This is a genomic window from Streptococcus panodentis (genome assembly GCF_017884005.1).
GTDB classification, from domain to species: domain Bacteria; phylum Bacillota; class Bacilli; order Lactobacillales; family Streptococcaceae; genus Streptococcus; species Streptococcus panodentis.
On the sequence record NZ_QFAY01000002.1, the window covers coordinates 32,697 to 57,054 of the forward strand.

At 48.8% G+C, this 24,358-nt stretch carries 23 protein-coding genes; 17 read left to right on the forward strand and 6 right to left on the reverse strand.

Annotation, left to right across the window (positions count from 1 at the left end):
• The first annotated feature begins 6 nt into the window (after nucleotides 1–6).
• The 3 genes from DHL47_RS01165 (at nucleotide 7) to DHL47_RS01175 (ending at nucleotide 3,399) form a co-directional block, all read left to right on the forward strand.
• Complete coding sequence (locus DHL47_RS01165; RefSeq protein WP_209550621.1) at nucleotides 7–1,779, forward strand: serine hydrolase domain-containing protein; 1,773 nt, start codon at nucleotides 7–9, stop codon at nucleotides 1,777–1,779.
• A gap of 59 nt (nucleotides 1,780–1,838) precedes the next feature.
• On the forward strand, nucleotides 1,839–2,672 hold the full coding sequence (locus DHL47_RS01170) for a CPBP family intramembrane glutamic endopeptidase (protein WP_209550622.1): 834 nt from the start codon (nucleotides 1,839–1,841) through the stop codon (nucleotides 2,670–2,672).
• Nucleotides 2,673–2,781: 109 nt separating this feature from the next.
• Entirely contained in the window at nucleotides 2,782–3,399 is a 618-nt protein-coding gene (locus DHL47_RS01175) for a helix-turn-helix domain-containing protein (RefSeq protein WP_209550623.1), read from the forward strand.
• Nucleotides 3,400–3,488: 89 nt separating this feature from the next.
• Here the strand turns inward: DHL47_RS01175 and DHL47_RS01180 are convergent, their stop codons facing one another.
• The 6 genes from DHL47_RS01180 to pabB form a co-directional block, all read right to left on the reverse strand.
• Entirely contained in the window at nucleotides 3,489–4,211 is a 723-nt protein-coding gene (locus DHL47_RS01180) for a lantibiotic ABC transporter permease (protein ID WP_209550624.1), read from the reverse strand.
• The gene (locus DHL47_RS01185) at nucleotides 4,204–5,136 is read right to left on the reverse strand and encodes an ABC transporter ATP-binding protein (protein WP_209550625.1); all 933 of its coding nucleotides are present in this window, start codon (nucleotides 5,134–5,136) and stop codon (nucleotides 4,204–4,206) included. The genes DHL47_RS01180 and DHL47_RS01185 overlap by 8 nt, the downstream gene beginning before the upstream one ends.
• A gap of 148 nt (nucleotides 5,137–5,284) precedes the next feature.
• On the reverse strand, nucleotides 5,285–5,977 hold the full coding sequence (locus tag DHL47_RS01190; RefSeq protein ID WP_128834525.1) for an ABC transporter permease: 693 nt from the start codon (nucleotides 5,975–5,977) through the stop codon (nucleotides 5,285–5,287).
• A gap of 37 nt (nucleotides 5,978–6,014) precedes the next feature.
• Nucleotides 6,015–6,773: an ABC transporter permease gene (locus tag DHL47_RS01195; protein ID WP_209550626.1), complete on the reverse strand. Its 759-nt coding sequence runs from the start codon at nucleotides 6,771–6,773 to the stop codon at nucleotides 6,015–6,017.
• Nucleotides 6,770–7,699 carry an ABC transporter ATP-binding protein gene (locus tag DHL47_RS01200; protein WP_209550627.1) on the reverse strand — a complete coding sequence of 310 codons (930 nt, stop codon included), beginning with the start codon at nucleotides 7,697–7,699 and terminating at the stop codon, nucleotides 6,770–6,772. The genes DHL47_RS01195 and DHL47_RS01200 overlap by 4 nt, the downstream gene beginning before the upstream one ends.
• Nucleotides 7,700–7,930: 231 nt before the next feature.
• Complete coding sequence (gene pabB, locus DHL47_RS01205) at nucleotides 7,931–9,658, reverse strand: aminodeoxychorismate synthase component I (protein WP_209550628.1); 1,728 nt, start codon at nucleotides 9,656–9,658, stop codon at nucleotides 7,931–7,933.
• A 73-nt stretch (nucleotides 9,659–9,731) separates the two neighbouring features.
• On the opposite strand from pabB, the gene DHL47_RS01210 reads away from it, so the two are divergent.
• From DHL47_RS01210 to DHL47_RS01270, 14 genes are all read left to right on the forward strand, one after another.
• On the forward strand, nucleotides 9,732–10,028 hold the full coding sequence (locus tag DHL47_RS01210; protein WP_128834516.1) for a DUF2316 family protein: 297 nt from the start codon (nucleotides 9,732–9,734) through the stop codon (nucleotides 10,026–10,028).
• A gap of 203 nt (nucleotides 10,029–10,231) precedes the next feature.
• Nucleotides 10,232–11,347 carry an AI-2E family transporter gene (locus tag DHL47_RS01215; protein WP_209550629.1) on the forward strand — a complete coding sequence of 372 codons (1,116 nt, stop codon included), beginning with the start codon at nucleotides 10,232–10,234 and terminating at the stop codon, nucleotides 11,345–11,347.
• Nucleotides 11,344–11,679 carry a hypothetical protein gene (locus tag DHL47_RS13280; protein WP_245335506.1) on the forward strand — a complete coding sequence of 112 codons (336 nt, stop codon included), beginning with the start codon at nucleotides 11,344–11,346 and terminating at the stop codon, nucleotides 11,677–11,679. Before DHL47_RS01215 ends, DHL47_RS13280 begins: the two co-directional genes overlap by 4 nt.
• A 247-nt stretch (nucleotides 11,680–11,926) precedes the next feature.
• The gene (locus DHL47_RS13285) at nucleotides 11,927–12,322 is read left to right on the forward strand and encodes a hypothetical protein (RefSeq protein WP_245335507.1); all 396 of its coding nucleotides are present in this window, start codon (nucleotides 11,927–11,929) and stop codon (nucleotides 12,320–12,322) included.
• Nucleotides 12,323–12,336: 14 nt separating this feature from the next.
• Entirely contained in the window at nucleotides 12,337–12,897 is a 561-nt protein-coding gene (locus tag DHL47_RS01225) for a hypothetical protein (protein WP_209550630.1), read from the forward strand.
• A 238-nt stretch (nucleotides 12,898–13,135) separates the two neighbouring features.
• Nucleotides 13,136–14,119, forward strand: coding sequence for a hypothetical protein (locus tag DHL47_RS01230; protein ID WP_245335508.1), 984 nt, complete (start codon nucleotides 13,136–13,138; stop codon nucleotides 14,117–14,119).
• Nucleotides 14,120–14,361: 242 nt separating this feature from the next.
• Entirely contained in the window at nucleotides 14,362–16,614 is a 2,253-nt protein-coding gene (gene metE / locus DHL47_RS01235; protein WP_209550632.1) for a 5-methyltetrahydropteroyltriglutamate--homocysteine S-methyltransferase, read from the forward strand.
• Nucleotides 16,615–16,739: 125 nt separating this feature from the next.
• Entirely contained in the window at nucleotides 16,740–17,597 is an 858-nt protein-coding gene (gene metF, locus DHL47_RS01240) for a methylenetetrahydrofolate reductase [NAD(P)H] (protein ID WP_128834503.1), read from the forward strand.
• The gene (locus tag DHL47_RS01245; RefSeq protein WP_209550633.1) at nucleotides 17,587–17,805 is read left to right on the forward strand and encodes a hypothetical protein; all 219 of its coding nucleotides are present in this window, start codon (nucleotides 17,587–17,589) and stop codon (nucleotides 17,803–17,805) included. The genes metF and DHL47_RS01245 overlap by 11 nt, the downstream gene beginning before the upstream one ends.
• Nucleotides 17,806–18,230: 425 nt before the next feature.
• On the forward strand, nucleotides 18,231–20,615 hold the full coding sequence (locus tag DHL47_RS01250) for a phosphoketolase family protein (protein ID WP_209550634.1): 2,385 nt from the start codon (nucleotides 18,231–18,233) through the stop codon (nucleotides 20,613–20,615).
• A gap of 133 nt (nucleotides 20,616–20,748) precedes the next feature.
• Nucleotides 20,749–22,233, forward strand: a complete 1,485-nt coding sequence (locus DHL47_RS01255; RefSeq protein ID WP_209550635.1) for a glycoside hydrolase family 1 protein — start codon at nucleotides 20,749–20,751, stop codon at nucleotides 22,231–22,233.
• Nucleotides 22,230–23,072, forward strand: coding sequence for an HAD family hydrolase (locus DHL47_RS01260; RefSeq protein ID WP_209550636.1), 843 nt, complete (start codon nucleotides 22,230–22,232; stop codon nucleotides 23,070–23,072). The genes DHL47_RS01255 and DHL47_RS01260 overlap by 4 nt, the downstream gene beginning before the upstream one ends.
• 12 nt (nucleotides 23,073–23,084) lie before the next feature.
• Nucleotides 23,085–23,678 carry a histidine phosphatase family protein gene (locus tag DHL47_RS01265; protein WP_209550637.1) on the forward strand — a complete coding sequence of 198 codons (594 nt, stop codon included), beginning with the start codon at nucleotides 23,085–23,087 and terminating at the stop codon, nucleotides 23,676–23,678.
• Nucleotides 23,675–24,280 (forward strand): histidine phosphatase family protein, encoded by a 606-nt coding sequence (locus DHL47_RS01270; RefSeq protein WP_209550638.1) that lies wholly within the window; start codon nucleotides 23,675–23,677, stop codon nucleotides 24,278–24,280. The genes DHL47_RS01265 and DHL47_RS01270 overlap by 4 nt, the downstream gene beginning before the upstream one ends.
• Nucleotides 24,281–24,358 lie beyond the last annotated feature (78 nt).

Genomic DNA, 24,358 nt, shown 5'->3' on the forward strand with positions numbered 1-24,358 from the left:
GAAACCATGAATAAAACCATTTTTATCTGGCTCTTGACAGTCTTTAGTCTGGGCCTGCTCAGAGTCGAGAGTGTCCAGGCAGCAGAAGTACAGCTGCCGTCAGGCACGCCGGCCAGTCAAATCAGTCAGAAAATCGAGGACTTTGTCAAGGAACACGAAAAGACGACTGCCGGTATGGAAACGGCAGTCTTCGACACCAAGGGCAGCATCTACCGGGGCAACTTCGGCTACATGGACAAGGAAAAGGGCGTCAAAGCCGATGACGATAGTGTTTTCGAGTGGGGCTCCGTTACCAAGCTGACCGTCTGGGTTTCTGTCATGCAGCTCTGGGAAGAGGGCAAGATCGACCTTGAAGAAGACATCCGCACCTATCTGCCGGAGGGCTTTCTCAAAAACCTCCGCTACGATAAGCCCATCACTGTGCTGGATCTGATGAACCACCAAGCAGGATTTGAGGAGTCTTCTCATGCTTTTATGGAAAATAAAGGTCAGACTCTTGAGGAGATCTTGGCGGTCGGTCAGCCGGCCCAGATCTTTGAGCCCGGTACCATGACGGGCTATTCTAACTGGTCTACCGGCCTGGCTGCCTATATCGTGGAGCGGCTTTCCAGTCAGAGCTTCGCCGACTATGTTCATGAGCATATCTTCCAGCCGCTGGACATGGATAAAACCTCACTCTTACCCGACTTTGCCGATAATGCCTATGTGCAGGAAAAGCGCAAGGAAGAACTGACTTATGATACAGAAGGGAAATCTCTGGGCCTCAACTACATGAAAATGGGTCTCTATCCTGCTGGCGATGCAGCTGGCACCATGGAAGATTTCCTGAAGTTTGCTCAGGCGCTTTTGAAGAAAGAGAAGCTCTTCCAGCGTTCTGAGACTTGGACCACCCTTTACACAGCGACCTCGACCTATCCGGAGACCGATCTGCCGCTCAATCTGCACGGCTTCTGGACCCAGGAGTATGGTACGACAGTTGTCGGCCACGGCGGGAATTCTTTTGGCTTCTCCTCTTATCTCCTGCTGGACCTGAAAAATGGCATCGGCATGACCATCATGACCAATCAAAAAAATGAGCAGGTTTATAATTATGAGATGCCGGAGCTGGTCTTTGGCCCCAAGAAAAAGACGGATAAGGCTACCTTTGAAAATTTCCAGCCCGGCTATTATCAGTCAGCCCGCTATTTTGCCAGCGGTCCTCTGTCTATTTCCAGAGCCATTACCCCATATGTGGGGAAATCGGCGGACAATCTGCTCTTGGCCCAGAACTATGCGGTCGTCAGTGGTCAGGGAGACCAGGTCAAGGTGACGGCAGCCTACGGTGATTTCTTCAGAATCAAGGACAGTGATCTCTTGAAAGACTGGGGCATGCTAGCCCTGGCTGCTATGGCAGCAGTCGTGAGCTTGCTGACCTTCCTCCTGCGGGGCGGCCTGGACCTCTTCCGCTTGGTCTTCAAAAAAGGTCCGTCCAAAACACCGAAAAATCTGCGGGTCTGGACCTATGTAAGCTCGGCGGCTGTCTTGGCTGTAGTTCTTAACCTTGCCCTCTTATTTACTGCTCAGCCTACTGATACCAGCATTTTAGCCAGCTGGCGCTTCATGGTCTTTGCCGGACTGGGCTTGTTACTGGCCGGCTGTACGCTTTATCCGCTGGTAAGCAAGACTAGGAAAGGACTGAGCAAGGGCCGAATTTTCCTGACAGCCTTGACCAGCCTGTCCGCCCTGGCTGTTGTCGCCAATATTCTTTATTGGTCCCTCTATCAGTGGTGGGTGCTGTAACTTTGAAAATTATGTTTATATTCCTAGAAACTCAAAACTAAAAATGAAAGGAAAGTCTCATGATGAATGAAACAACTATCAAACCACAACCCAAACTAATTTTGCCGTTCCTGGCTTGGAACTTCGGCTGGACATGGGGATTCTGGCTGCTGGACATTATCCTCAAAAACCTTTGGCCAGACAGTCCACCTACAGCCTATCTAGCTCTTGAAGCTATTCTAAATGGCATTGCTATGTTTGGGCCTATGCTGGCCAGCCTGATTGTACTGAAAAAGAAAGGCTTCAAGGCCATTTGCTCCTATCTCTTTTCAGGCAAGAAAGAGACCTGGCTCTACTTGCTAATTTATGGTGGCGGTCTGACTGCCTTCTATGCCCTAGCTTCTGGCGGCAAGCTGGTAGACGGCGCTTTGGTAAGCTTTCCTTGGTTTTTTATCTATTGTATTGTCCTATCGGGCGGGATTGAAGAATTCGGCTGGCGTGGCTTTCTACAGCCGGCCTTAGAGAAAAAGTTTTCTTTCTTTGTCTCTACTTTGATGACCGGTATCATTTGGGCCATCTGGCATATTCCCCTCTGGTTCTACGATCGCTTTTATGATCGAAGCCATGATCTTTTCTCAGTTTTTATCATTTTCAGTATCCTTCTCTCCTTCTGGCTTGCAGCTCTGTATAAGAAGACCCAGTCTGCCCTTGCTTGTAACATCTTTCATGCGCTCTCCAACACCCTCATCCCGACTTTTGTTGGCATAGCTCAAGCTAACAATCAATTGGATTTCTCTCAAGTCCATCCCTTCTTTTACTTTGGCGGTGTGATTCTTCTGACACTTTATAGTATCTATCTCTGGTATCGGACGGATAGGGAGGAAAAAGCACTTCTGTCTAAAGAAGAAATCTAGCATTTTATGAAAAGGTGACAGGCAGACTTTGCAGTCTCTCCGCCTTGTGCTATAATAAGTGTCAATAAAAGAAAGTATAAAAAATAAGAAAGAGTAGGTAAAACAATCCATGAATCTATCAGACAGAATCCAGTACCTGCGAAAAGCGCGGGGCATTTCGCAGGAGGGGCTAGCCGACCAACTCGGTGTGTCCAGACAGGCTGTTTCCAAGTGGGAAAGTGAGCAGAGCATGCCGGATTTGGATAAGATCATTTCCATGAGTGACTACTTTGAGGTGACGACTGATTATCTGCTCAAGGGCATTGAGCCTGTAGTCCAGAAAGAGGAAGAGCAGTCAATCAAGTACAGGAGAATAGCCAGCAATATTTGCTATCAGCTCTCTCTTGGCTTTATCGGTCTGGGCATCATCCTCTCCATTATCCTAGCTGATTTTCTCAAGATTAGTGTCTTGCTAACGCCGGTGCTGATTGTTCAGGGAGTAGGGCTGCTGGTGTGGGGAACGGGCCGCAATCTATCCGAGGTAAGACCTTCTTTTCAGGTTAAGCTAGCCTTGATTTTATTCTTGCTCTTTGTTCCCCTCGGATTTCTATCTAATGTTCTTTTTCCTCTGGGCAAGATCTTTCCATATCCGACCAGTCTGGCAGCTAGCCTTTCCTTTGTCACTTTCTACCTTATCCTAGGAGCCTGCATCAGTCTGTTCTTGAAAAAGCAAGATTGGAAGCAGTGAGAGAAAGCCGATAAAGCGGTGCTAGACCAGAAGGAGTGAAATCCGCTCAAAAAAACTCAGCTAATTTAGTGATTAGCTGAGTTTTTATTTTACAAATCTCTCTTCTTCAGTGTAGCCAGTCCTGCTAAGCTAAAGACTGTGATCAGACTGAGAGCAAAGATAGCTGTTTTGGTGATGACACCTGGTATTGAAGCGTCTCCGTAGAAGAACTCCATCTTAATAGCCTTGAACCATTCATTATTGGCATCGAACATTTGACTAGGGAGACCGAGTAAGATGTAGGTCATGATATAGGTGATAAAGACGACACTATAGTTTCGAGTCAAATAGAGGACAAAGCTGGTAATGCAGTACCAAGCATAGGTACAGATGACCTGCATGACAAAGAGTATTGCGAATTGTCCCCAGAAATTAGCTGGCAGGGTTCCCATATTACCGCCGGTTCGGACAAATTCGATGACAATACCTAAAATGTAGAGCAGTATGAACTGCATAGGAAGTAAGCTAGCGATAACCAGTGCTTTAGAGAAGTAATACTGGGTCCGAGTCTTGCCTGTAGTCAGGTTATTGTGATAAAGTTTGTCATTGAGATCAACACCGAGAAGCAAGCTAGTCATGACATTGCAGGCAATAAAGAGCATGCCGATGTTGTAGGAGACGACATCTATGGCAAAAAAGATACCGTTGTCGGAAATGGCGACTTGGGAAGTGAAAATGGCGAGGAGAATTCCAAAGATGCAGAAAGCCTGCACTCCCCAGAATCCTACGGAGCGGAAGATACGGTAGTAATCCGCCTTGATACTATTAAACATGAGTCTTTCCTCCTTCTTGGTTGATTAAGTCTGTGAAGTATTTTTCTAAGTCTTTGTGGGCGTAGAAGATCTCTCCGATAGAAATGTCGGCTAGGACTAATCCCTTGGCAAGCTCAGGGATGTCCTGGACCTGACCCACAATGTGCAGCTCGTCCTTGCTGCCGGTCTCTCTGAGCTGGCAGCCCAGCTTGTCCTCAAGGATGCGGGCAGCCCTGTCCAAGTCGTCTGTCCGCAGGATGATGTAGTCGCCGCTTTCCCGGTCAAATTCTTCCTTGGACAGCTCCTTGATTAGCCGGCCTTGGTCGATAAAGCCAAAGCGCGTGGCCACCAGATAGAGCTCAGACAGGATATGGCTGGAAATGATGATGGTCATATCCAGCTCTTGATTGAGCCGCTGGACCATGGTCCGGAACTCCTGGATACCCAGCGGGTCCAGGCCATTGATGGGCTCGTCTAGGATGAGCAGGTCCGGCCGGGCCAGAATGGCGATGGCAATGCCCAGCCGCTGCTTCATACCCAGAGAAAAGTCGCGAAATTTCTTCTTGCTGGTATCTGACAGGCCGACATAGGCCAGGGTTTCCGGGATGACCTTGTCCGCATGGGCAATGCCGCGGTCCGTGCAGTAAAAGTGCAGGTTTTCATAGGCTGACATGTGGGCGTGGGCTACCGGTGTCTCGATGACTGAGCCTGTCTGGCTGAGGGCAGCTGTCCATTCGCGCTGGCTCTGAGAGCCTAGGACCGAAACGGTCCCTCCGCTAGGATAGATGACTTGCGTGATGATTTTGATCAGCGTGGTCTTACCAGCGCCGTTTTTACCAATGAGACCGTAGATCTCTCCTTTCTTGATGGAAAGACTGACATCTTTCAGAGCATATTGATCACTGTATTTTTTAGTGAGTCCTTTCACTTCTAAAACATTTTGCATGCTGTTTCTCCTTTAATTCCTTTGTTTATACTTTTAGTATACAAACTAAATTTCAAATATTTCTCAAGAAATTCTAAAATATTTCTAAAGAAATGCAGAACCAATCCAAAAGCAATAAAAAAGCAGCCAAAGAGCTGACTGCTTAGATTTATAAGTCTTTGCGATGGAAGGCTTGGTAACCACCTAAGAGAGAACCAGCTAGGATAAAGAGTAAAAATAGTTCAGAATTTATCTGAGGGAAAACGATGACGAGGCTAGACTGAAGCATGATCAGGGCGAAAAAGACGAGATAGCTGGCTAGGGTGGAGCGGGTCAGGTAGAGGAGACAGGTAACTACAGAACTGCAGGTCATAATAAAGAGAAAGGAGCGAAAGAAAGACAAGGAAAAGCTCCATAAAAAGTTCTTTGGCATAGTCCCAAGTCCGTGGAAGAGGCTTCCAAAGATAAAGGCTACAGCAAAGGCTGCCGCCATTTGCAAGATGATAATTGTGATAAGAACAGCTATTTTGGATAGGTAAAATTCTTTCCGAGAAATCCCGCCAGCTAATATATTGTTGTATAGTTTTCTAGTCAGGTCACGACCTAACAGAGAGATGATGAGCACAAGGACAGTAATCATGACAAAGGGCAGGAACTCTTTAGCAAGCTGCCCGAGAGCTTCAAATCCTGTCCAACCTTGGATGACTATTTCTTCTGGATCAGAAGATGTAGAGATATAAAAATTAAAATTGCGTTCACCAAGAGAGTTGATGAAAATGAGAAAAAAGAGCAGCCCTTCTATTAGCCAAAAAAGCTTAGAGCGGACAAGCTGGTAGAGCTCCGCCTGAATGGTATGTAACATGAAATCTCCTCTGAATGATTAAGATTATTTCTGCTTTTTATAAATTTTTCTTTTTGAAAACCATCAGCCCGCTAATCAGAAAGACTAGGGTGACCGTTACAACTGTCAGGATAGCCTTGATAACAGCTCCGCCATCTGCTGCCCTATTTGTGTTAAAGCGCAGGGTCAGATAGATCAGCCATTCATTGTCCGGATAAAAGATGAGGGGAATAGTCAGTAAGGTACCGCAAAGGAAATAGGTCAGAAAGCTAGATACAATCGAGTGGCTGGCATAGAGTACAAAAGAAATGATGGCAATCCATGAAACCGTGCTGAGAAATTGAACGAAGAGAGCAGCTCCCAGCTGAGGCAAAAAAGAACTGGGGGCGCTGCCAATTCCGTTGGACAGACTAGCAGTCACAAAGGAGATAGATAAAACCAGCAGGAAGTGAAAGGCTGCGATGCTAACGCAGACAAAGAATTTAGAGAAATAATAGCTGAGCTTAGAGATGCCGTAGCTCAGGCAGTTTTTATAAAGTTTCCGAGACAGGTCCACTCCTAGGACCATACTGATACCAATGATGGTGAAAAAGAGCAGACTGTCTGTATTGCCTGCAAAATAGTCCAGAGCTTGAAGGCCGGTTAATTTTCCTAGAGATTGACTAGCAGCCGCATTTCTGGAGATATTTGCTCCAAAATGAATATTTGCATGGAAGAAGGTTGTTGAGATAATCACACAGAATAATAAAAACTCAGTAATCCAAAAGCCTTTTGAGCGCATGAGCCGGTAAAAATCGGCTCGAATGAAATCCATCATGATAAGCCTCCCTGGTCTTCATCGACCAAATCTGTAAAGAAGTTTTCTAGGTTTTGTCGTGCATAGTAAATCTCCTGCACGACCAGCTTGGAAGCGGCCATTTCCTGCACGATCCTGTTGATCTCGTGCGAGTGGGTAAAGATATGAATCTCATTGTCCGCATTGACCACCTTGATCCGATAGCCCAGCTGGTCTTGGATCAGCTGGCTGGCCTGCTCTAAGCTGCTGGTTTTGAGGACGATATAGTCCTCGCTCTGCTCTTCAAACTCCGTCTTGGAAATTTCCTTGATCAGCCGTCCGCGCTCGATAATGCCAAACTTGGTGCCTACCAGATAAAGCTCAGACAGGATATGGCTGGAGATGATAAAAGTCACGCCCAGCTCTTCATTGAGACGCAGAATCAGCTGGCGGAATTCTTTGATGCCGACCGGATCCAATCCATTGATGGGCTCATCCAGAATCATCAGATCGGGCTTGGACAGGAGGGCAATGGCCAGCCCCATCCGCTGTTTCATCCCCAGTGAGAAGTTTCGGAATTTCTTTTTGCCGGTATCCTGCAGATCCACGTACTCCAAGGTTTCTCGGATGACCTGGTCCGCATGGGGGATATGGCGGAGCTTGCAGTAGTAACTGAGATTTTCATAGGCCGTCAGGTGGTTGTGAGCGACCGGTGTTTCGATGACCGATCCGACCCGCTTGAGGGCCTGAGTCCACTCCGCATGGCTGCTGGAGCCAAAGAGGGAGATGCTGCCGCTGCTTGCTTCCAGCAGCTGGGTGATGACCTTGATCAGGGTCGTCTTGCCGGCCCCGTTCTGGCCGATCAGGCCGTAAATCTCCCCTTTTTTGATGGTCAGGCTGACATCGCTCAGGGCGTACTGGCGGCCGAATTTCTTGCTGACTTGCTGCAAAATCAAAACATTTTCCATGGTTGATACTCCTTTGCCTTTTTCAGGCAGCATGCTGAAGGACTCATCAAGGAATCCTCTTTTCACTATTAAGTATAGCGGAAAATCTTCAAATGTTTCTCAAGAATTTCTAAAATATTTCTAAAGTTTTTGAGAAAACGCTCCTATATAATAGGGAAACCCGAGACTGAACAGAGATTCTGTGATGAGCTGATCAGGGCCGGCTGCCAACGTCAAAAAGAAACTAAATGACTATCTCTTCTCCTCCAGCTGCAGCTCATATATCCCTCTCACTGCATTGCAGGCGTAGACTTTTTCGGCTTTTTCTAAGTCTTCCAAGGTCAGGATTTTTTCCTGAACCTGCTTGGCTGCGAGCAATTCCTGCCTGTAAAGGCCGTTTAAAAGTCCCAGTTCTGCCGGCGGAGTGTAGAGCTGACCGTCCAGCTGCAGCAGCAGATTGCCGATAGAAGTTTCCAGCAGCTGACCTTGGGGGTTATAGTAAATCTGCTCCTGTCCTTCCACAGTCAGGTGGGGGCGATAGCTGGTCTTGAAGTAGGTGAAAGGCTGTTTCAAATCGGCCGTCTGCAGGGTCAGCCGGGCCTGGGTGAAGCTGGCTGGCAGCGGGGCCAGCTCGGCCCTTTCCAGCTGAATTTGGCCGCCCCTGCTCAGGCTTATTCGCAGGCGGCAGTCGATTTGCGGATCCAGCTCTGCTAGTGTTTCTGTCAGCTGTCTGCGCAGTTTTTCTTCATCAAAGGGATAGGCAAAGTAGCTGGCTGCTTCAGCCAGTCTCTGCAGATGCTGCTCGTGAAAGGTCAGTTTGCCATCCGTCACCCTGCCAGTCGAAATCAAGTCAAATCGGGGATTTTTGCGGTAGAGGACAGCAGATTTTTGCTGGGTTTCCCGGTATTCGCCCTCCCAAGTGCTGTCCCAGGTGATGCCGCCGCCGACTCCGTAGATGGCCTGGCTGCCCCGCAGCTGAATGGTACGAATGGCAACATTGAAAATCCGCCTCCGGTCCGGCAGGCAGATCCCCACTGTCCCGCAGTAGATCCCGCGGGCGGCTTTTTCCGTCTGCCTGATGATGGCCATGGTCGAAATCTTAGGGGCGCCGGTGATGGAGCCGCAGGGAAAGAGGGCTTGAAAGATGTCCCAGAGGCCAATCTCTGGCCGCAATCGGCTCTCAATGGTCGAGGTCATCTGCCAGACCGTCGAATACTGCTCGACGCTGCAGAGACGCTCCACCCGCTCGCTGCCGGTCTGAGAGATGCGGTTCATATCATTGCGCAGCAGATCGACAATCATCATATTTTCCGCCCGATTCTTGCTGTCCTGAGCCAGCCATGCGGCCTGCTCTCGATCCTGCTCCAAGGTCAGTCCCCGCTGGGTCGTGCCCTTCATAGGCCGGGTCCGCAGATGTCCCAGCTCCTCCTCAAAAAAGAGCTCGGGGCTGATGGAGAGGACGGCCAGATCATCATGCTGGACACAGGCATTGTAGGCGGCATTTTGCTCCACGACCAGCCGGCTGTAAATGGCCCAGCTGTCCTGAGGATTGAGCTCGGCGCCCAGCTGCACCGTGTAGTTGACCTGATAGGTATCGCCCTGGCGGATATGATGGTGAATGGTCTCGATGGCCTGCTGGTACTCTTTCTCAGAAGTCAGGCTCTGCCAAGCTGCCGGCATCTCCGCCTCCTCATAGTCCAGCGGAAAGTCTGCTTCCTCCGCCCGGTCGTGAATGCTGAAGTAGAGCAGGTATTCGCTCAGGAGCGGAGCCGGATGAACCTGAAATTTGCTCTCAAAGGCTGGCGCCGCCTCATAGCTGACATAGCCGACAGCATAGTATCCTTTTTCCTGCCAGTCCTCTATCTCTTTCAGGAGCGGCCTCACTTGGTCCAAGCGGCGCGTTTTCAGCTCCTTGACAGGATTTGTAAAAATCAGGCGTCTGCCCAACTGCTTAAAATCAATAACCGTTTTCTTGTGCATACTAACAGTATAGCATATCGGAGACAGGTTCCGCTGCTTTTGTTATAATAAATCCAGAAAGTGAGGAAGACGAATACTAAATAGAAGTGAGCGGCAGCATACCGCTGCAGAACTGCAGGAAAATTACCGCCGGCTGGGCTATCCAGAGGAGCGGGTGCGGGCTGACCTGGGCCTTTCTGCCAAAGAGCTGGCAGCAGTCCTTGACATGCAGGGGCCCGACCCGGCTCATGTCTGGATGCTGCGGGACTATCTGGAGGATATGCTGATTAGGGAAGGCAGGCCAGTCTATCCTTTCAGCAAGCTGGCCAATCCCAGTGTCAACCGCTGGTACCGCTATGACAGACCTTGGCGAAAGGAGTCGGCACAGTGATGGGAAAACTGTATTTTCAGGAGCAGCGGCGGGATAATCAATAGTATATTTTGGCTAAAAGCGAGCAGTATGGCGGTGGGACAGACTCCTCTTGAGAGAAAGACTGTGGAAGCCAAATAGAATGGATAGAGGACTTTCCCTGCTCGAAAGAGCGGGAAAAGTATGATAAAATAAGGAAATGACAAAAGCGTAAAGGAACTTGTATGAAAAAAATAAATGAATCCTATAAACTGATCGTCTTTGCGGCGCTTGCTCTGGCTCTGGTGCTCTATATCGGGCGTATCTGGTCCGGTCTGCAGAGTCTGGCGGCAGTCTTTTTTCCCATTATTCTGGGCGGTGCTCTGGCCTTTGTCTTCAATGTCCCGATGAAAAAGCTGGAAAATCTGCTGACCAAATGCCGGGTGCCCCAAAAGCTGCACCGGCCCTTGGCCCTGCTCTTAGAAGTGCTGATTTTGCTTCTGATTCTGGCGGGCATTGTCTCTATTGTGGTGCCGACCCTGACCACAGCGGTCAATCAGCTCAGCAGCACGGTCGGCAAGGTGGCCCCGCAGGTCGCCAAGTGGCTGCAGCAGTCAGGTCTCCTTTCTTCCAGCCAGCTGCAAGACCTGACCAAGCAGCTGCAGAACAGTGATATTGTCAATCGGGCTATTTCCCTTTTAGGCAGTCTGACCGGCAATATCTCCGCCGTCTTCGGCAATTTCTTCTCAGTCATTATGTCTATTTTCCTCATGTTTGCTATTTTGGCCAGCAAGGAGCATCTGCAGAGGATTACGGGCCGACTGATGCGGGTGCTCCTGCCGGAAAAGGCCGTTCGCAAGCTTTCCTATGTCGGGACGGTCATTGTGGAAACCTATGACAGATTTCTCATGGGCCAGCTGATTGAGGCGGTTATCGTCGGCCTGCTGGTCTTTGCGGCTTACTCCCTGACGGGCCTGCCCTATGCAGCACTGACCGGCGTTCTGACAGGGGTCCTCTCTTTCATCCCCTATATCGGGCCTTTCTCAGCCTGTGCGTTGGGCGCCATCTTTATCTTTACCGACAGCCCCTGGAAGGCTCTGCTGTCCATTGTCGTTTTTCAGGCGGTGCAGCTGATTGAGGGCAATGTCATCTATCCGCGCGTGGTCGGCCAGTCCGTCGGCCTGCCGACTCTCTTTACCCTGGCTGCGGCCCTGATTGGCGGCAACCTATTTGGCTTGGTCGGCATGATCTTTTTCACCCCTGTCTTTGCGGTGATATACAGGCTGCTCCGGGAATTTGTGGAGGAGAAGGAAGAAGGCAAAGCTGAAAAGGGCAAATCGGAAATAGGAGACCGATTATGAAATGGACTAAAACAAAAACAGTTATTACCTTGGGAGTAGTATTGCTCTCATCTTTGCTGTCTTGGACCCTCTACCTCTACTGCAATAAACAATATTACGGACAATTCCATAAGTATACGGGTAAAGCAAAGATTGATGATTATGAAATCATTGCGGATGGTGCGGGCGCTATTGTCCATTGGACTTCAATGACTCCGGAAGAAGACAAAAAGATGAATGAGTTTGGCAATTATACTACCTATCTGAGGGGGGATCCTAAAAGTTCAAATTATATTTTGCACCATAATGTAAAATTAAAAGACGATCCTAAGTATTTAAGTACACGAGTCTGACGGTTCTTATTGGACTCTCAGTGTTTATCATATTGATGGCAATAAGCTTCAAAAAGAGGATGAACTAGATCTTTATGATACTGTAGAGAACTATGATTCTGATTATCTCCCTAGAGAGTTAAGAGGGTTTTATCGTTGGAATAGTAAGGAATACTTAGGAATAGACGTTCACCATATAAATGATAGACAAGGGAGAAAAACTATTTTTCTTGATTTGAAAACAAGAAAAATTGAGGAAATAAAAAGCTTGACTGACGAGTTTCCTTTACCAAAAGTTAGTCTCTTTAACTACTGGTATAGTAATGAGAGTGGTATTAATACAATACCTGGTAGTAATCAATTTTCTATAAATAAAAAGGTTCTTGATAATTCTCAATTTGAGGAAAATACTTCTGCTTACAGGCTATTAGACAAAAAAGAGACATTGACATATATTTTAACCGCTCAAAATAGTGCAGAGAAGTACAGTAAAGAAGCAAGAATTTATAGTTTATTTTTACCAAGTATTAATCCGTTTAAAAATACAACGATTCCCCCAGAACTGTCTGTTGACAGCCAGGAACACATTGTCAACTCCAAAGAAGAGTTTGACCGATACTATGATATTGAAAAGGCTAAAAAGCTGTATCATGAAACAGAGTAAGAAAGGAGAAAAAGATGGCAAGTAACAAAGAGGGTGAAAAACGAATCAGCGCCCAAACGATTAAAGGTGTTGAAGCCTCCTTTAAAGCTTATACAGATACAATTCCAACAAGTACGGAAAACAGCTTGATTGAAGCACCAGTGACCGCAAATTTTCAGGCCGCAACGGAAAAAGTTAAAAGTTCAATGGAATCTTTGACAGAAACAGTGCAGTCTTTGGATGTTTACCTCAATAGTGTAGCGGACACGTTTGTAGAGATGGATACGGCTATTGCAACAGGAATCGCACAACGTTTGAACCGTGAAGACGGGATGGTTGGACCAGCACAAGCAACTAAAACACAAGTTAAGCCAATTGGTAAGGATAAGATGTATACTCAACCGCCTATGGATGCCAGTGCTGGAAATGAAGCGTCAAGCCAACCAGGCAAATATGATAGCGCACTTCCCGGCGCGGATAAGAATAGACTAGAAAAGTCAATAATAAATGGCTTTATGTTATTCCACCTGAAATCATTTTCAGGTGGTTTTCTTTTGTTCTCCGTTCTTATTCTTCATGCCCCTTCCCCAGCCTAGTTCTCATATGGTATAATAGAACAAGGACATTTTCCTTTTAGTACTTTGACTTTCTAACTTACCGTCTGGGTCTGGGGCAGGTGCCGACCTCCTATCAGCTGACCTACGGCCAGGAGGAGCGCAGCGGCAAGAAGGATGCGCTGGAACCATACCCGGCAAAGGAGAGAAATATAAAGGAAACAAATTTAAACTTGAAGACATGAGCTCACAGCAAACAGTAACGAGGTAAAGAATGAAGATGACTAGAAAGAAATTTTTTCGTGTTTCGCTTATTCTCTTAGGAATCGGTTTAGTAGTTGGTATAGGTTTTTATCTTTATCAGGAGTATTTGATTAAGAAATATACAGGCTACCAGTATTACACTGGAAAAGGAAAAATAGATTCTTATCAAATTATTGCGGATGGCAAAGGGGTTGTTGTACATTGGGATGTAGATCGGGCTGAAGAAACAGAACTGCGCAAGTATAACAAGCAATTGTTTACAGAATGGCGCAATCCCACCTCTCAAAACTATATTCTTAGAGAGAATATGAAGCTTCCCAAGCATCCTTCGGCAATATATGAACCAGTCAGAAGGGACGCCTATTGGACTTTATCGCTTTATAAAGTAGAGGGAGACAGGTTGAAAGAAGAACCTGAAATAGACTTATTGGCTATCGTAGACGAATATAAAAAGGGTTATATTTCAAATGATATTGGTCCAGTCTATTCTTATAAAGGGAAAGATTTGTTGGCGCTTTACATTAGACCTTTGGAAGACTATGAGAATGAGAAAAAGAAGAAAGTATTTTTAAATCTCCAAACAAGAAAAATTGAAGAAGTGAAGTCCATTGAAAATATAAGTCTTCCCTATCCTACTATGGATTTTGGTAATATATCTAACTTTGGAATAAAGAGCGATGTATGGGGTTATCATTTTACAATCAAGTCAGAGAATTGGGCAGATACCCCAATAAGTTCAGATAAAAAGGCAATGAGCATTTTAGAGAAAAAGGATTCACAGGTTATCGTTTTACTAAACGAAAATAGCTTTGATAGCGTTGATAGAGCTACATCAGTTTATTCAAAGTTTTTACCAAACGATTATAATCTTTATAAAGATTCTAAGATACCTAAAGAGCTTTCGATGGATGGACAAGAACACACAGTCAGTTCCAAAGAAGAATTTGATCAATACTATGATATTGAAAGGGCTAGAAAGCTGTATCATGAAACAGAGTGAGAAAGTGAAATCATCATAGCTGCCAGCGAGTTTCCTCTCGCTGTTTTTTTCTTTCCAAGGTCATAACTTTCGCCTATAGCAAACCATATTTTCAGGCAATGGTGCTGCTAGAATGGGGATTTTGGCTTGGTTGACGAGATGGGTTATAGTTTTAGACTATAACAAACTCTGAAAAATTCCAATTATACAGGGGTGAGATTTTCTGATAAGATAGTGTCAACAAGTTTTTTTGGAGGACGATTATGTCAACGACAATCATTGGTTTCCCGCGTTTGGGTGAATTCCGCGAGTTGAAATTTACAACGGAAAAGTATTTTAGACATGAAATCTCAGCAGAAGAGCTGCTGGCTGCAGCCAAGGAGCTGCGCGCCAAGCACTGGAATATCGTCAAGGAAAAAGGCATCACTGAGATTCCGTCAAATGACTTTTCCCACTATGACAATGTCTTGGATGCGGCTTTCCTCTTTAACGTGGTGCCATCATCTGTGCAGGGGCTGGATCTGACTGATCTGGAGCGCTACTTTGCCTTGGCTCGCGGCTATCAGGGCGAAAAAGGCGATGTCCGTGCGCTTCCGATGAAGAAATGGTTCAACACCAACTACCACTATATCGTTCCCAAATTTGAAAAAGAGACAGAGGTCAAACTGGCCGGCCGCAAAATTTTTGATGAATTTGCCGAAGCCAAGGAGCTGGGCTTGGTAACCCGCCCAGTGGTGGTCGGCCCATTCACACTCTTACAGGTTTCTGACTTTGAAGATGGTGTAGCACCGGCTGACTTTGTTGACAGCTTGGCTGCGGCCTATCAGGAAGTCTTTGCCAAATTGGCCGAGTTGGGCGCGGAGCGTATCCAGCTGGACGAGCCAAGTCTGGTCAAGGACCTGTCTGCAGCAGAAAAAGCACTCTTCTTGGACCTTTACAAGAAGCTGCTGGCGGATAAGAAGGGCCTGGAAGTCCTGATTCAGACCTACTTCGGGGATGTGCGTGACATCTATGCAGAGCTGATTGAGCTGCCGGTTGATGCCATCGGTCTGGACTTTGTCGAAGGCAAGAAAACACTTGAACTTGTCAAAGGCGGTTTCCCAGCTGACAAGACTCTTTATGCTGGTATTGTCAATGGGAAGAACATCTGGCGCAACAACTACGAAAAGAGCTTGGCAGTGCTTGAGCAAGTCTCAGCTGAAAATGTTGTTTTGACAAGCTCATGTTCCCTTCTCCATGTGCCATTTACAACGGCTAATGAAGCATTTGAACCAGCAATCTTGAACCACTTTGCCTTTGCGGTGGAGAAATTGGACGAAATCCGTGACCTGGACGCTATCCGCAAGGGCGGCGGTGCAGAAGCCTTGGCGGCCAATAAAGCTCTCTTTGCAGCAGAGCGTGTCGGTCAAAATGCAGAACTGGCAGCCCGTCTGGCGGGTCTGACGGATGCAGACTACATCCGCCTGCCAGCCTTTGCAGAGCGTGAAGAGATCCAGCACAAGGCACTCAATCTGCCGCCGTTGCCAACAACCACTATCGGCTCCTTCCCGCAGACCAAGGAAGTCCGTGCCAAGCGCTTGGCCTTCCGCAAGGGCGAGCTGTCTCAGGAAGACTATGACCAGTTCTTGGCGGAGCAGATTGACGACTGGATCAAGTGGCAGGAGGAAGTCGGCTTTGACGTGCTGGTGCACGGCGAGTTTGAGCGCAATGACATGGTAGAGTACTTTGGTCAAAACTTGTCAGGCTACCTCTTCAGCAAGAACGGCTGGGTGCAGTCCTATGGTATGCGTGGGGTAAAACCGCCGATCATCTGGGGTGATGTCACCCGTCTCAATCCAATCACAGTCAAATGGTCCAGCTATGCCCAAAGCCGCACCGACAAGCCGGTGAAGGGTATGCTGACCGGTCCGGTGACCATTCTCAACTGGTCCTTCCCGCGTGAAGACATCTCTATCAAAGACTCTACTCTGCAGATTGCCCTTGCCATCAAGGATGAGGTGCTGGATCTGGAAGCAGCTGGAATCAAGATCATTCAGATTGACGAAGCGGCTCTGCGGGAAAAACTGCCGCTCCGCCGCAGCGACTGGTATGAAGACTATCTGGACTGGGCCATTCCGGCCTTCCGTCTGGTGCACTCAACTGTGGCGCCAGATACCCAGATCCATACCCACATGTGCTACTCAGAATTTACCGATATCATCCCGGCTATCGACAACATGGATGCCGACGTGATTTCCTTTGAAGCCAGCCGCTCAAACTTGGAAATCCTGGACGAGCTCAAGGCACAGAACTTCCAGACAGAAGTCGGTCCTGGTGTCTATGATATCCACTCACCGCGCGTCCCAAATGAAGGGGAAATCGACCATACCATCGAAGCCATCTTGGCCAAGGTGCCAAGCAGCAAGGTCTGGATCAACCCTGACTGCGGACTCAAGACCCGCGGTATCAGCGAAACCAAGGCCAGCCTTAGCCGCTTGGTAGAAGCGGCTAAGGCAGCAAGACAGGGTCTTCGCTAAGCTTTGAAAGAGGCTGTCCACCGCCTTCTAAATAAAAACCAACAATCAGAGCCAACCATCCTGCAGATTTGCATTTGCAGGATGGTTGCGGCCCTGAATAATGAGCTTGAAAGGAATTGTAAGCAATGGTGAATCGCCAAACGCCCAGTCTCTCATTTGAAGTATTTCCTCCCAATCCGGCAGTAGGCAATGAAAAAATTCTTCAGGCATTGAAGGAAATGCAGGATATTGCGCCCCATTTTATCAGTGTGACGGCCAGCAATAATAAGTTTAATATCGAGGAGACCACGGTCCGTTTGGCCGACTTTATTTACAATGATTTGAAGATTCCGACCATTGCCCATCTGCCTGCGGTTTATCTGACCAAGGACAGGGTGTCCCATACGCTGCAGGCTCTGGATCGGGTCGGCGTTCACAGTGTCTTGGCCCTGCGGGGAGATATTTTCCCTGATGTGGCGCCTAAGGATGACTTCCGATATGCGACGGATTTGATTGCCTATATCAAGGAAGAAGCGCCGCATTTTGACATTATCGGTGCCTGCTATCCGGAAGGCCATCCGGATTCGCCCAATCAGATTTCTGATATTCAGAATCTGAAAAAGAAGGTGGATGCCGGCTGTTCCAGCCTTGTGACCCAGCTCTTCTTTGACAATGAGCGCTTCTATGATTTTCAGGATAAGTGCACCTTGGCTGGGATTGAGGTGCCGATTCATGCTGGGATTATGCCCATTCTCAACCGCAATCAGGCCCTGCGTCTGCTCAAGACCTGTGAGAATATCAAGCTGCCCAGAAAGTTTCGGGCCATTCTGGATAAATATGAGCATGATCCAGAATCCCTCAGAGCGGCCGGTCTGGCTTATGCCATCGATCAAATCGTGGACCTGGTCACTCACGATGCGGCCGGCATTCATCTCTATACCATGAATAACTCGGCTACCGCCCGCCATATCTATCAGGCGACTCATACCTTTTTTGACAAATAAGGGAAGCTCCGAACGGCTGCAGCTGTTCGGGGTTTTTGCGCCTAGTGTGCCTCCTTATAGCTTTCTGCTCTTGGAAAATCTCTGCAAACTGGGTCAGTCCCAATCGGCTGGAAAGCTGCTGAAGATTGTGAAAGGCGGTGGGACAGACTCCCATGATGGCTGTGTCCTCACCCACAGAGGGATGGATCTTTTGGAAGATACCGTATAAGATTCATCAGAGCAGGAGGGGAGCGGCCTGTCTTGCTGATTTTCTTTGCTTTTTTGAGCCGGTAGGCCGGCATTCTCAGAAAAGTATGATAAAATATAAAAAGTAATAAATCGCAGCTGTTTTATTACCCTTTGATTTTTCTTTGGGAAAGAGGATGATTTTCTGCTTTTGGCAGGGCATCCATTTTCCTAAGCAGCCCAAGCATGAACACCCCTTTGTGTGAAATTTGCTCTTTTAGGGGCTGGACAGGAAAGTTATAATAGAAGTGCAATACAGTCTTTTAGTTTGCTTTTAGTACGAGGCAGCGAGCTGCAGACAGTACTGGCGTACGGCAAGGCGAGCTAACAAAGTAATAAAAGATAAACTAAATGACGATATCAGCGCCAGGGCGGTCTGCCCTTTCGCAATAGTAAAGTGAGGAAGATATGACAAGTGATTACAGCTCAAAAGCTTATTTGGACAAGGTAGATGCCTGGTGGCGGGCAGCTAACTATATTTCAGCAGCACAGATGTACCTGAAGGACAATCCCCTGCTCAGACGCTCAGTAGCAGAGCATGACCTCAAGGCCCATCCGATTGGCCACTGGGGGACCGTTCCGGGTCAGAACTTTATCTATGCCCACCTCAACCGGGCGATAAACAAGTATGATTTGGATATGTTTTACATCGAAGGGCCGGGCCACGGCGGTCAGGTCATGGTATCCAACTCTTACCTTGACGGTTCCTATACTGAGCTCAATCCAGACATTCCGCAAAATGAAGAAGGCTTTAAGCAGCTCTGTAAGATTTTCTCCTTCCCAGGCGGCATTGCCTCCCACGCAGCGCCTGAAACTCCGGGCTCTATCCATGAGGGCGGTGAGCTGGGCTATGCGCTGTCTCATGCTGCCGGAGCTGTCTTGGACAATCCGAATGTCATTGCGGCGACCGTCATCGGTGACGGTGAAGGGGAGACGGGTCCTTTGATGGCGGGCTGGCTGTCCAATACCTTTATCAATCCGGTCAATGACGGAGCTGTCCTGCCGATTTTCTATCTCAACGGCGGCAAGATCCATAATCCGACCATTTTCGAGCGCAAAACAGACGAAGAATTAACCCTCTTCTTTGAGGGGCTGGGCTGGAAGCCGATTTTTGCAGATGTGACGGCCCTGTCTGAAAATCATGAAGCAGCTCATGCTCTCTTTGCGGCCAAATTGGATGAAGCCATTGAGGAAATCAAGGCTGTGCAGGCTAAGGCGCGCAAGGGCCGGGCTGAAGAAGCCAGTCAGGCTTTCTTCCCTGTCTTGGTTGCCCGCATTCCTAAGGGATGGACGGGGCCGAAGTCTTGGGAAGGGACGCCGATTGAAGGCGGCTTCCGGGCTCACCAAGTCCCAATTCCGGTAGATGCCCATCACATGGAACATGTCGATGCTCTGCTGGACTGGCTGCAGTCCTACCGTCCAGAGGAACTCTTTGACGAAAATGGCAGGATTCTGCCGGAAATCGCGGCTATCGCGCCTCAGGGCGACCGTCGGATGGCCATGAACCCAATCACCAATGCGGGTGTCATTAAGCCAATGGATACCGCAGACTGGAAGAAGCATGCTTTTGCCATTGAAAGTCCAGGTGCCATTATGGCTCAGGACATGATTGAGTTTGGGAAGTATGCGGCTGATTTGGTAGAGGCCAATCCGGATAATTTCCGTATCTTTGGTCCGGATGAAACCAAGTCCAACCGCCTGCAGGAAGTCTTTACCCGTACCAACCGTCAGTGGCTGGGCCGCATGAAGCCCGACTATGATGAGGCTCTGAGTCCTGCAGGCCGTGTCATTGACTCACAATTATCTGAGCACCAGGCAGAAGGTCTCTTGGAAGGCTATGTTCTGACCGGCCGCCATGGCTTCTTTGCTTCCTACGAGTCATTCCTGCGGGTAGTGGACTCGATGGTAACCCAGCATTTCAAATGGCTGCGCAAGTCTAAGACGCATACAACTTGGCGCAAGAACTATCCGGCCCTGAACCTGCTGGCGACTTCGACCGTATTCCAGCAGGACCATAATGGCTATACCCACCAAGATCCGGGGATCCTGACCCACTTGGCAGAGAAAACTCCCGAGTATATCCGGGAGTACCTGCCGGCTGATACCAACAGCCTGCTGGCTGTGATGGACAAGGCCTTCAAAGCAGAGGATAAGATCAATCTGATTGTCGCTTCCAAGCATCCGCGGCCGCAATTCTACTCTGTAGCTGAAGCAGAGGAGCTGGTCCGTGAGGGCTACAAAGTCATCGACTGGGCTTCCACTGTATCGAAGGACGAAGAACCGGATGTTGTCTTTGCGGCAGCAGGAACGGAGCCAAACTTAGAAGCATTGGCTGCAGTATCCATTCTTCATAAGGCCTTTCCAGAGCTGAAAATCCGCTTTGTCAACGTAGTGGACATCCTCAAACTCCGCCATCCGTCTGTCGATGCGCGCGGCCTTTCCGATGAAGAGTTTGACAAAGTCTTCACAACAGACAAGCCAGTCATCTTTGCCTTCCACGGCTATGAAGGGATGATTCGTGACATCTTCTTTAACCGTCACAATCACCAGCTCCGGGCTCACGGCTACCGTGAAAATGGAGACATTACCACGCCATTTGACATGCGGGTCATGTCTGAGCTGGACCGCTTCCATCTGGCCCAGGATGCAGCTCAGGCTGTTCTGGGCGCTGCAGCTGCGGACTTTTCTGCAAAAATGGATGAAACTGTGGCTTACCACACGGCCTATATCCGTGAAAACGGCGATGACATTCCAGAAGTTCAAAACTGGAAATGGGAAAATGTAAATCAATAAGAAAAATAAAATCCTCAAGAAATTGGGGATTTTTCTGTGTTAGAATAGTATCATTATTTCTCATTATCCTACACGAAAAGGCTTTCAAAAAGTAGTATAATAGTATAAAATGCAAAGAAGTGAGGTAAAGCTGATGGCAGAAAAACAATTTCCAAAAGGCTTTCTCTGGGGCGGGGCTACGGCAGCCAACCAGTACGAAGGCGGCTGGGATCTGGGCGGCCGCGGTCCGGCAACATCGGATACCGCCAAGGCAGTCCGGCCTGAAGAACGTCAGAACTTAGAAGGATTTTCAGCGGCGATGACCCGGGAAAAAGTCGAGTTTGCCCTTCATGACAAGGAGGGGCTCTATCCCAAGCGCTGGGGAACGGACTTTTACCACCGCTACAAGGAAGACATTGCCCTCTTTGCGGAAATGGGCTTTAAGACCTTCCGCCTCTCGATTGCCTGGAGCCGGATTTTCCCAAATGGCGATGATGCCCAGCCCAATGAAGAAGGTCTGGCCTTCTATGATGCGGTTTTTGATGAGCTGGGCAAATACGGCATTGAACCCTTGGTGACCCTCTCCCACTATGAAACGCCGATTCATCTAGCTTTGGAATACGGCGGCTGGAAAGACCGAAGAGTGATTGCCTTCTTTGAAAAGTACGCCCGGACAGTCTTTGAGCGCTATCAGGACAAGGTCAAATACTGGCTGACTTTTAACGAAATCAATATTATGGGCATTTCGGGCTATGTCGGCGGCGGCCTTCTCTTTGAAGACGGCAAACAGAATTTCCAAGACCTCTATCAGGCGGCCCATCATCAGTTTGTGGCGTCAAGCCTCGCAGTCAAGGCTGCGCGGGAGATCAATCCTCAGTTTCAGGTCGGCATGATGCTGGCCCGTATGCAGGCTTATCCTGCCACCTGCAATCCGCTGGATGTCATGGAAGAGATCAAAAAAGACCATGAAAACCTCTTCTTCTCCGATGTGCAGGTAAGAGGCAAATACCCTGCCTATGCCAAGCGTTTCTTTAAAGAAAAGGGCATTGAGCTGGAGATTGCGGACGGCGACTTGGAGCTGCTGGCTCAATATCCAGTTGATTTCATGTCCTTCAGCTATTATATGAGCTCAGTGGCAAGGGCCTCTGAAGGCTCCGGCGAAAAGACAGCCGGCAACTTCTCTTTGGGTGAGAAAAATCCTTACCTAGAAGCCTCTGACTGGGGCTGGCAGATTGATCCGGTGGGTCTGCGCATCACGCTCAACAACCTCTATGACCGTTATCAGGTACCGCTCTTTATCGTGGAAAACGGCCTCGGTGCGCTGGACAAGGTAGAAGCAGACGGGTCGATCCATGACAGCTACCGCATCGACTATATGAAAGCCCACATTGAGCAGATGTATGAGGCCATTGAGGACGGAGTGGAGCTCATGGGCTACACGCCTTGGGGCTGTATTGATCTGGTGTCCGCATCGACTTCTGAAATGAGCAAGCGCTATGGCTTCATCTATGTGGATGCGGATGATGAGGGGCACGGCACCTATGACCGCTCCCGCAAGGATTCTTTCTATTGGTATCAGGAAGTCATTGAGAGCAATGGCGCATCTGTGTTGAATGAAAAAGGAGCAGAGCAAGAATGAGCAGGAAACTAGTCTTTTTAGATGTGGATGGGACCATTGTGGACTATGAAGGACACATTCCGGCATCGGCCGTAAGGGCTATCCGCAGAGCGCGGGAAAAGGGCCATCTGGTCTATGTCTGTACCGGCCGCAGCAAGGCTGAAATGCCTGAGGAAATCTGGAATATTGGCTTTGACGGTATGATAGGCGGCAACGGCTCCTATGTGGAGCATGACGGTCAGATCATTATGCACCAGCTGATTCCTTTCGAGTTAGAAAAGCGGGTGGTGGACTGGCTGGAGGCGCGTGGGCTGGAATTTTATTTGGAAAGCAATAACGGGCTCTTTGCCAGCCGTAATTTTCGTGAAGCGGCAGGTCCGGCTATGCGAGCCTATGCCTTGGGCAAGGGAGCCAGTCAGGAGGAAGCGGCTCATCTGAAAGTGGAGGATGCCTTTCACGGTCTGGTCTTCGGAGCAGAACTCTATCGCGACGATCTCAATAAAATCAGCTTTATCCTGTCTTCCTATCAGGACCATCTGGACTCCAAGGAAGCCTTTCCGGATCTCAAGGCCGGTACCTGGGGCGGCAAGGGGGAGCACGCTCTCTTTGGCGATTTGGGGGTCAAGGATATTGACAAGGCGCATGCCATTGATGTGCTGCTGGAGCATTTGGGGGCCGAGCGGGAAGATACTCTGGCCTTCGGCGATGCCAAGGTCGATATTCCCATGCTGGACTACTGCCAGATCGGTGTGGCCATGGGCAATGGCGGTCCGGAAATTCTGGCTATGGCCGATATGGTGACCGATGATGTGACTGAGGACGGACTGTACAAGGCTTTTGAAAAACTACAACTGTTATAAGAGGGAATCGCTATGGCAAAAACACTTTATCTGATGCGACACGGTCAGACACTCTTCAATCTGAGGCACAAGGTTCAGGGCTGGTGCGATGCGCCGCTGACACCTTTTGGCATCTATCAGGCTCAGGTAGCCGGCCGGTATTTCAAGGATGCTGGCATCACTTTTGACGATGCTTACAGCTCGACCTCGGAGCGGGCCTGCGATACTTTGGAGCTGGTGACCGATGGCAAGCTGCCTTACAAGCGGGTCAAGGGGCTGAAAGAATGGAATTTCGGTACCTTTGAAGGCGAGAGCGAAGACCTTAATCCGCCCCTGCCCTACGAAGATTTCTTTGTGACTTACGGCGGAGAGTCTCAGACTCAGGTCCGGGAGCGGATGGCTGCCACCATTTTGAAACTTATGCAGGAGACCCCCGGTCAGTCAGTCCTCATGGTCTCGCACGGCGGGGCTATGGCCAATTTTGCCCGGGCCTGGCAGGAAAACTGGCGGCTGGACAGTCTGGGTCATATGACCAACTGCGGTATTTTAAAGTTTATTTTTGAAGACAATCAGTTTTATCTAGTAGAGGCCATTGGCCATGATTTCAGCGGCTGGGAGGAAAAATGAAAGATCTTTATTTAATGCGGCACGGCCAGACTTTTTTCAATCAGGAAGGCTTGGTGCAGGGGGCCTGTGATTCGCCCCTGACGGAGCTGGGAGCGGAGCAGGCACAGCAAGCGCGGACTTACTTTGAGCAGGCCGGTATTTGCTTTGGCCGGCTCTATTCTTCGACCCAAGAGCGGGCCTGCGATACTTTGGAGCTGGTCTCGGGCCGGACGGACTACACCCGGCTCAAGGGGGTCAAGGAATGGCATTTCGGCCTTTTTGAGGCCCAGCCTGAGCGCCTGCAGCCAACATTTCGGCCGGGAGCGGTGTCCTTTGAAGATCTCTTTGTCCCCTACGGCGGAGAAGATGCAGAGCAGGTTGGCGAGCGCATGCTGCTTACTCTGACTCAGGTCATGGACAAGGCCGACCGGCAGGAGCCGACTCTGGTCGTCAGCCACGGCGGGGCCATGTGGGCATTCTATCTCAAAGTTGCGGCTCAGGCTCTGGATTCCAAGGTCCGCTTTGGCAACTGTGCCATCTGTCATTACCAGTATGATCAAGGCCATTTCAAGCTGGTCCAGGTCATCGATCCCCTGACGGGCAGTGTCTATGAGTGTGAATGAAGAAGCAAATCTTCCTAACTGTTCAGAGTAATGAATGGTCAGAAGGATTACCATTACATTAAAAACCTCAGAGAAAAA

Bases quoted from the DNA above. Each gene is read 5' to 3' on its own strand.
- DHL47_RS01165 (WP_209550621.1), top strand. From the start codon at position 7: ATGAATAAAACCATTTTTATCTGGCTCTTGACAGTCTTTAGTCTGGGC.
- DHL47_RS01170 (WP_209550622.1), top strand. From the start codon at position 1,839: ATGATGAATGAAACAACTATCAAACCACAACCCAAACTAATTTTGCCG.
- DHL47_RS01175 (WP_209550623.1), top strand. From the start codon at position 2,782: ATGAATCTATCAGACAGAATCCAGTACCTGCGAAAAGCGCGGGGCATT.
- DHL47_RS01180 (WP_209550624.1), bottom strand. From the start codon at position 4,211: ATGTTTAATAGTATCAAGGCGGATTACTACCGTATCTTCCGCTCCGTA.
- DHL47_RS01185 (WP_209550625.1), bottom strand. From the start codon at position 5,136: ATGCAAAATGTTTTAGAAGTGAAAGGACTCACTAAAAAATACAGTGAT.
- DHL47_RS01190 (WP_128834525.1), bottom strand. From the start codon at position 5,977: ATGTTACATACCATTCAGGCGGAGCTCTACCAGCTTGTCCGCTCTAAG.
- DHL47_RS01195 (WP_209550626.1), bottom strand. From the start codon at position 6,773: ATGATGGATTTCATTCGAGCCGATTTTTACCGGCTCATGCGCTCAAAA.
- DHL47_RS01200 (WP_209550627.1), bottom strand. From the start codon at position 7,699: ATGGAAAATGTTTTGATTTTGCAGCAAGTCAGCAAGAAATTCGGCCGC.
- pabB (WP_209550628.1), bottom strand. From the start codon at position 9,658: ATGCACAAGAAAACGGTTATTGATTTTAAGCAGTTGGGCAGACGCCTG.
- DHL47_RS01215 (WP_209550629.1), top strand. From the start codon at position 10,232: ATGAAAAAAATAAATGAATCCTATAAACTGATCGTCTTTGCGGCGCTT.
- DHL47_RS13280 (WP_245335506.1), top strand. From the start codon at position 11,344: ATGAAATGGACTAAAACAAAAACAGTTATTACCTTGGGAGTAGTATTG.
- DHL47_RS01225 (WP_209550630.1), top strand. From the start codon at position 12,337: ATGGCAAGTAACAAAGAGGGTGAAAAACGAATCAGCGCCCAAACGATT.
- DHL47_RS01230 (WP_245335508.1), top strand. From the start codon at position 13,136: ATGACTAGAAAGAAATTTTTTCGTGTTTCGCTTATTCTCTTAGGAATC.
- metE (WP_209550632.1), top strand. From the start codon at position 14,362: ATGTCAACGACAATCATTGGTTTCCCGCGTTTGGGTGAATTCCGCGAG.
- metF (WP_128834503.1), top strand. From the start codon at position 16,740: ATGGTGAATCGCCAAACGCCCAGTCTCTCATTTGAAGTATTTCCTCCC.
- DHL47_RS01250 (WP_209550634.1), top strand. From the start codon at position 18,231: ATGACAAGTGATTACAGCTCAAAAGCTTATTTGGACAAGGTAGATGCC.
- DHL47_RS01255 (WP_209550635.1), top strand. From the start codon at position 20,749: ATGGCAGAAAAACAATTTCCAAAAGGCTTTCTCTGGGGCGGGGCTACG.
- DHL47_RS01260 (WP_209550636.1), top strand. From the start codon at position 22,230: ATGAGCAGGAAACTAGTCTTTTTAGATGTGGATGGGACCATTGTGGAC.
- DHL47_RS01265 (WP_209550637.1), top strand. From the start codon at position 23,085: ATGGCAAAAACACTTTATCTGATGCGACACGGTCAGACACTCTTCAAT.
- DHL47_RS01270 (WP_209550638.1), top strand. From the start codon at position 23,675: ATGAAAGATCTTTATTTAATGCGGCACGGCCAGACTTTTTTCAATCAG.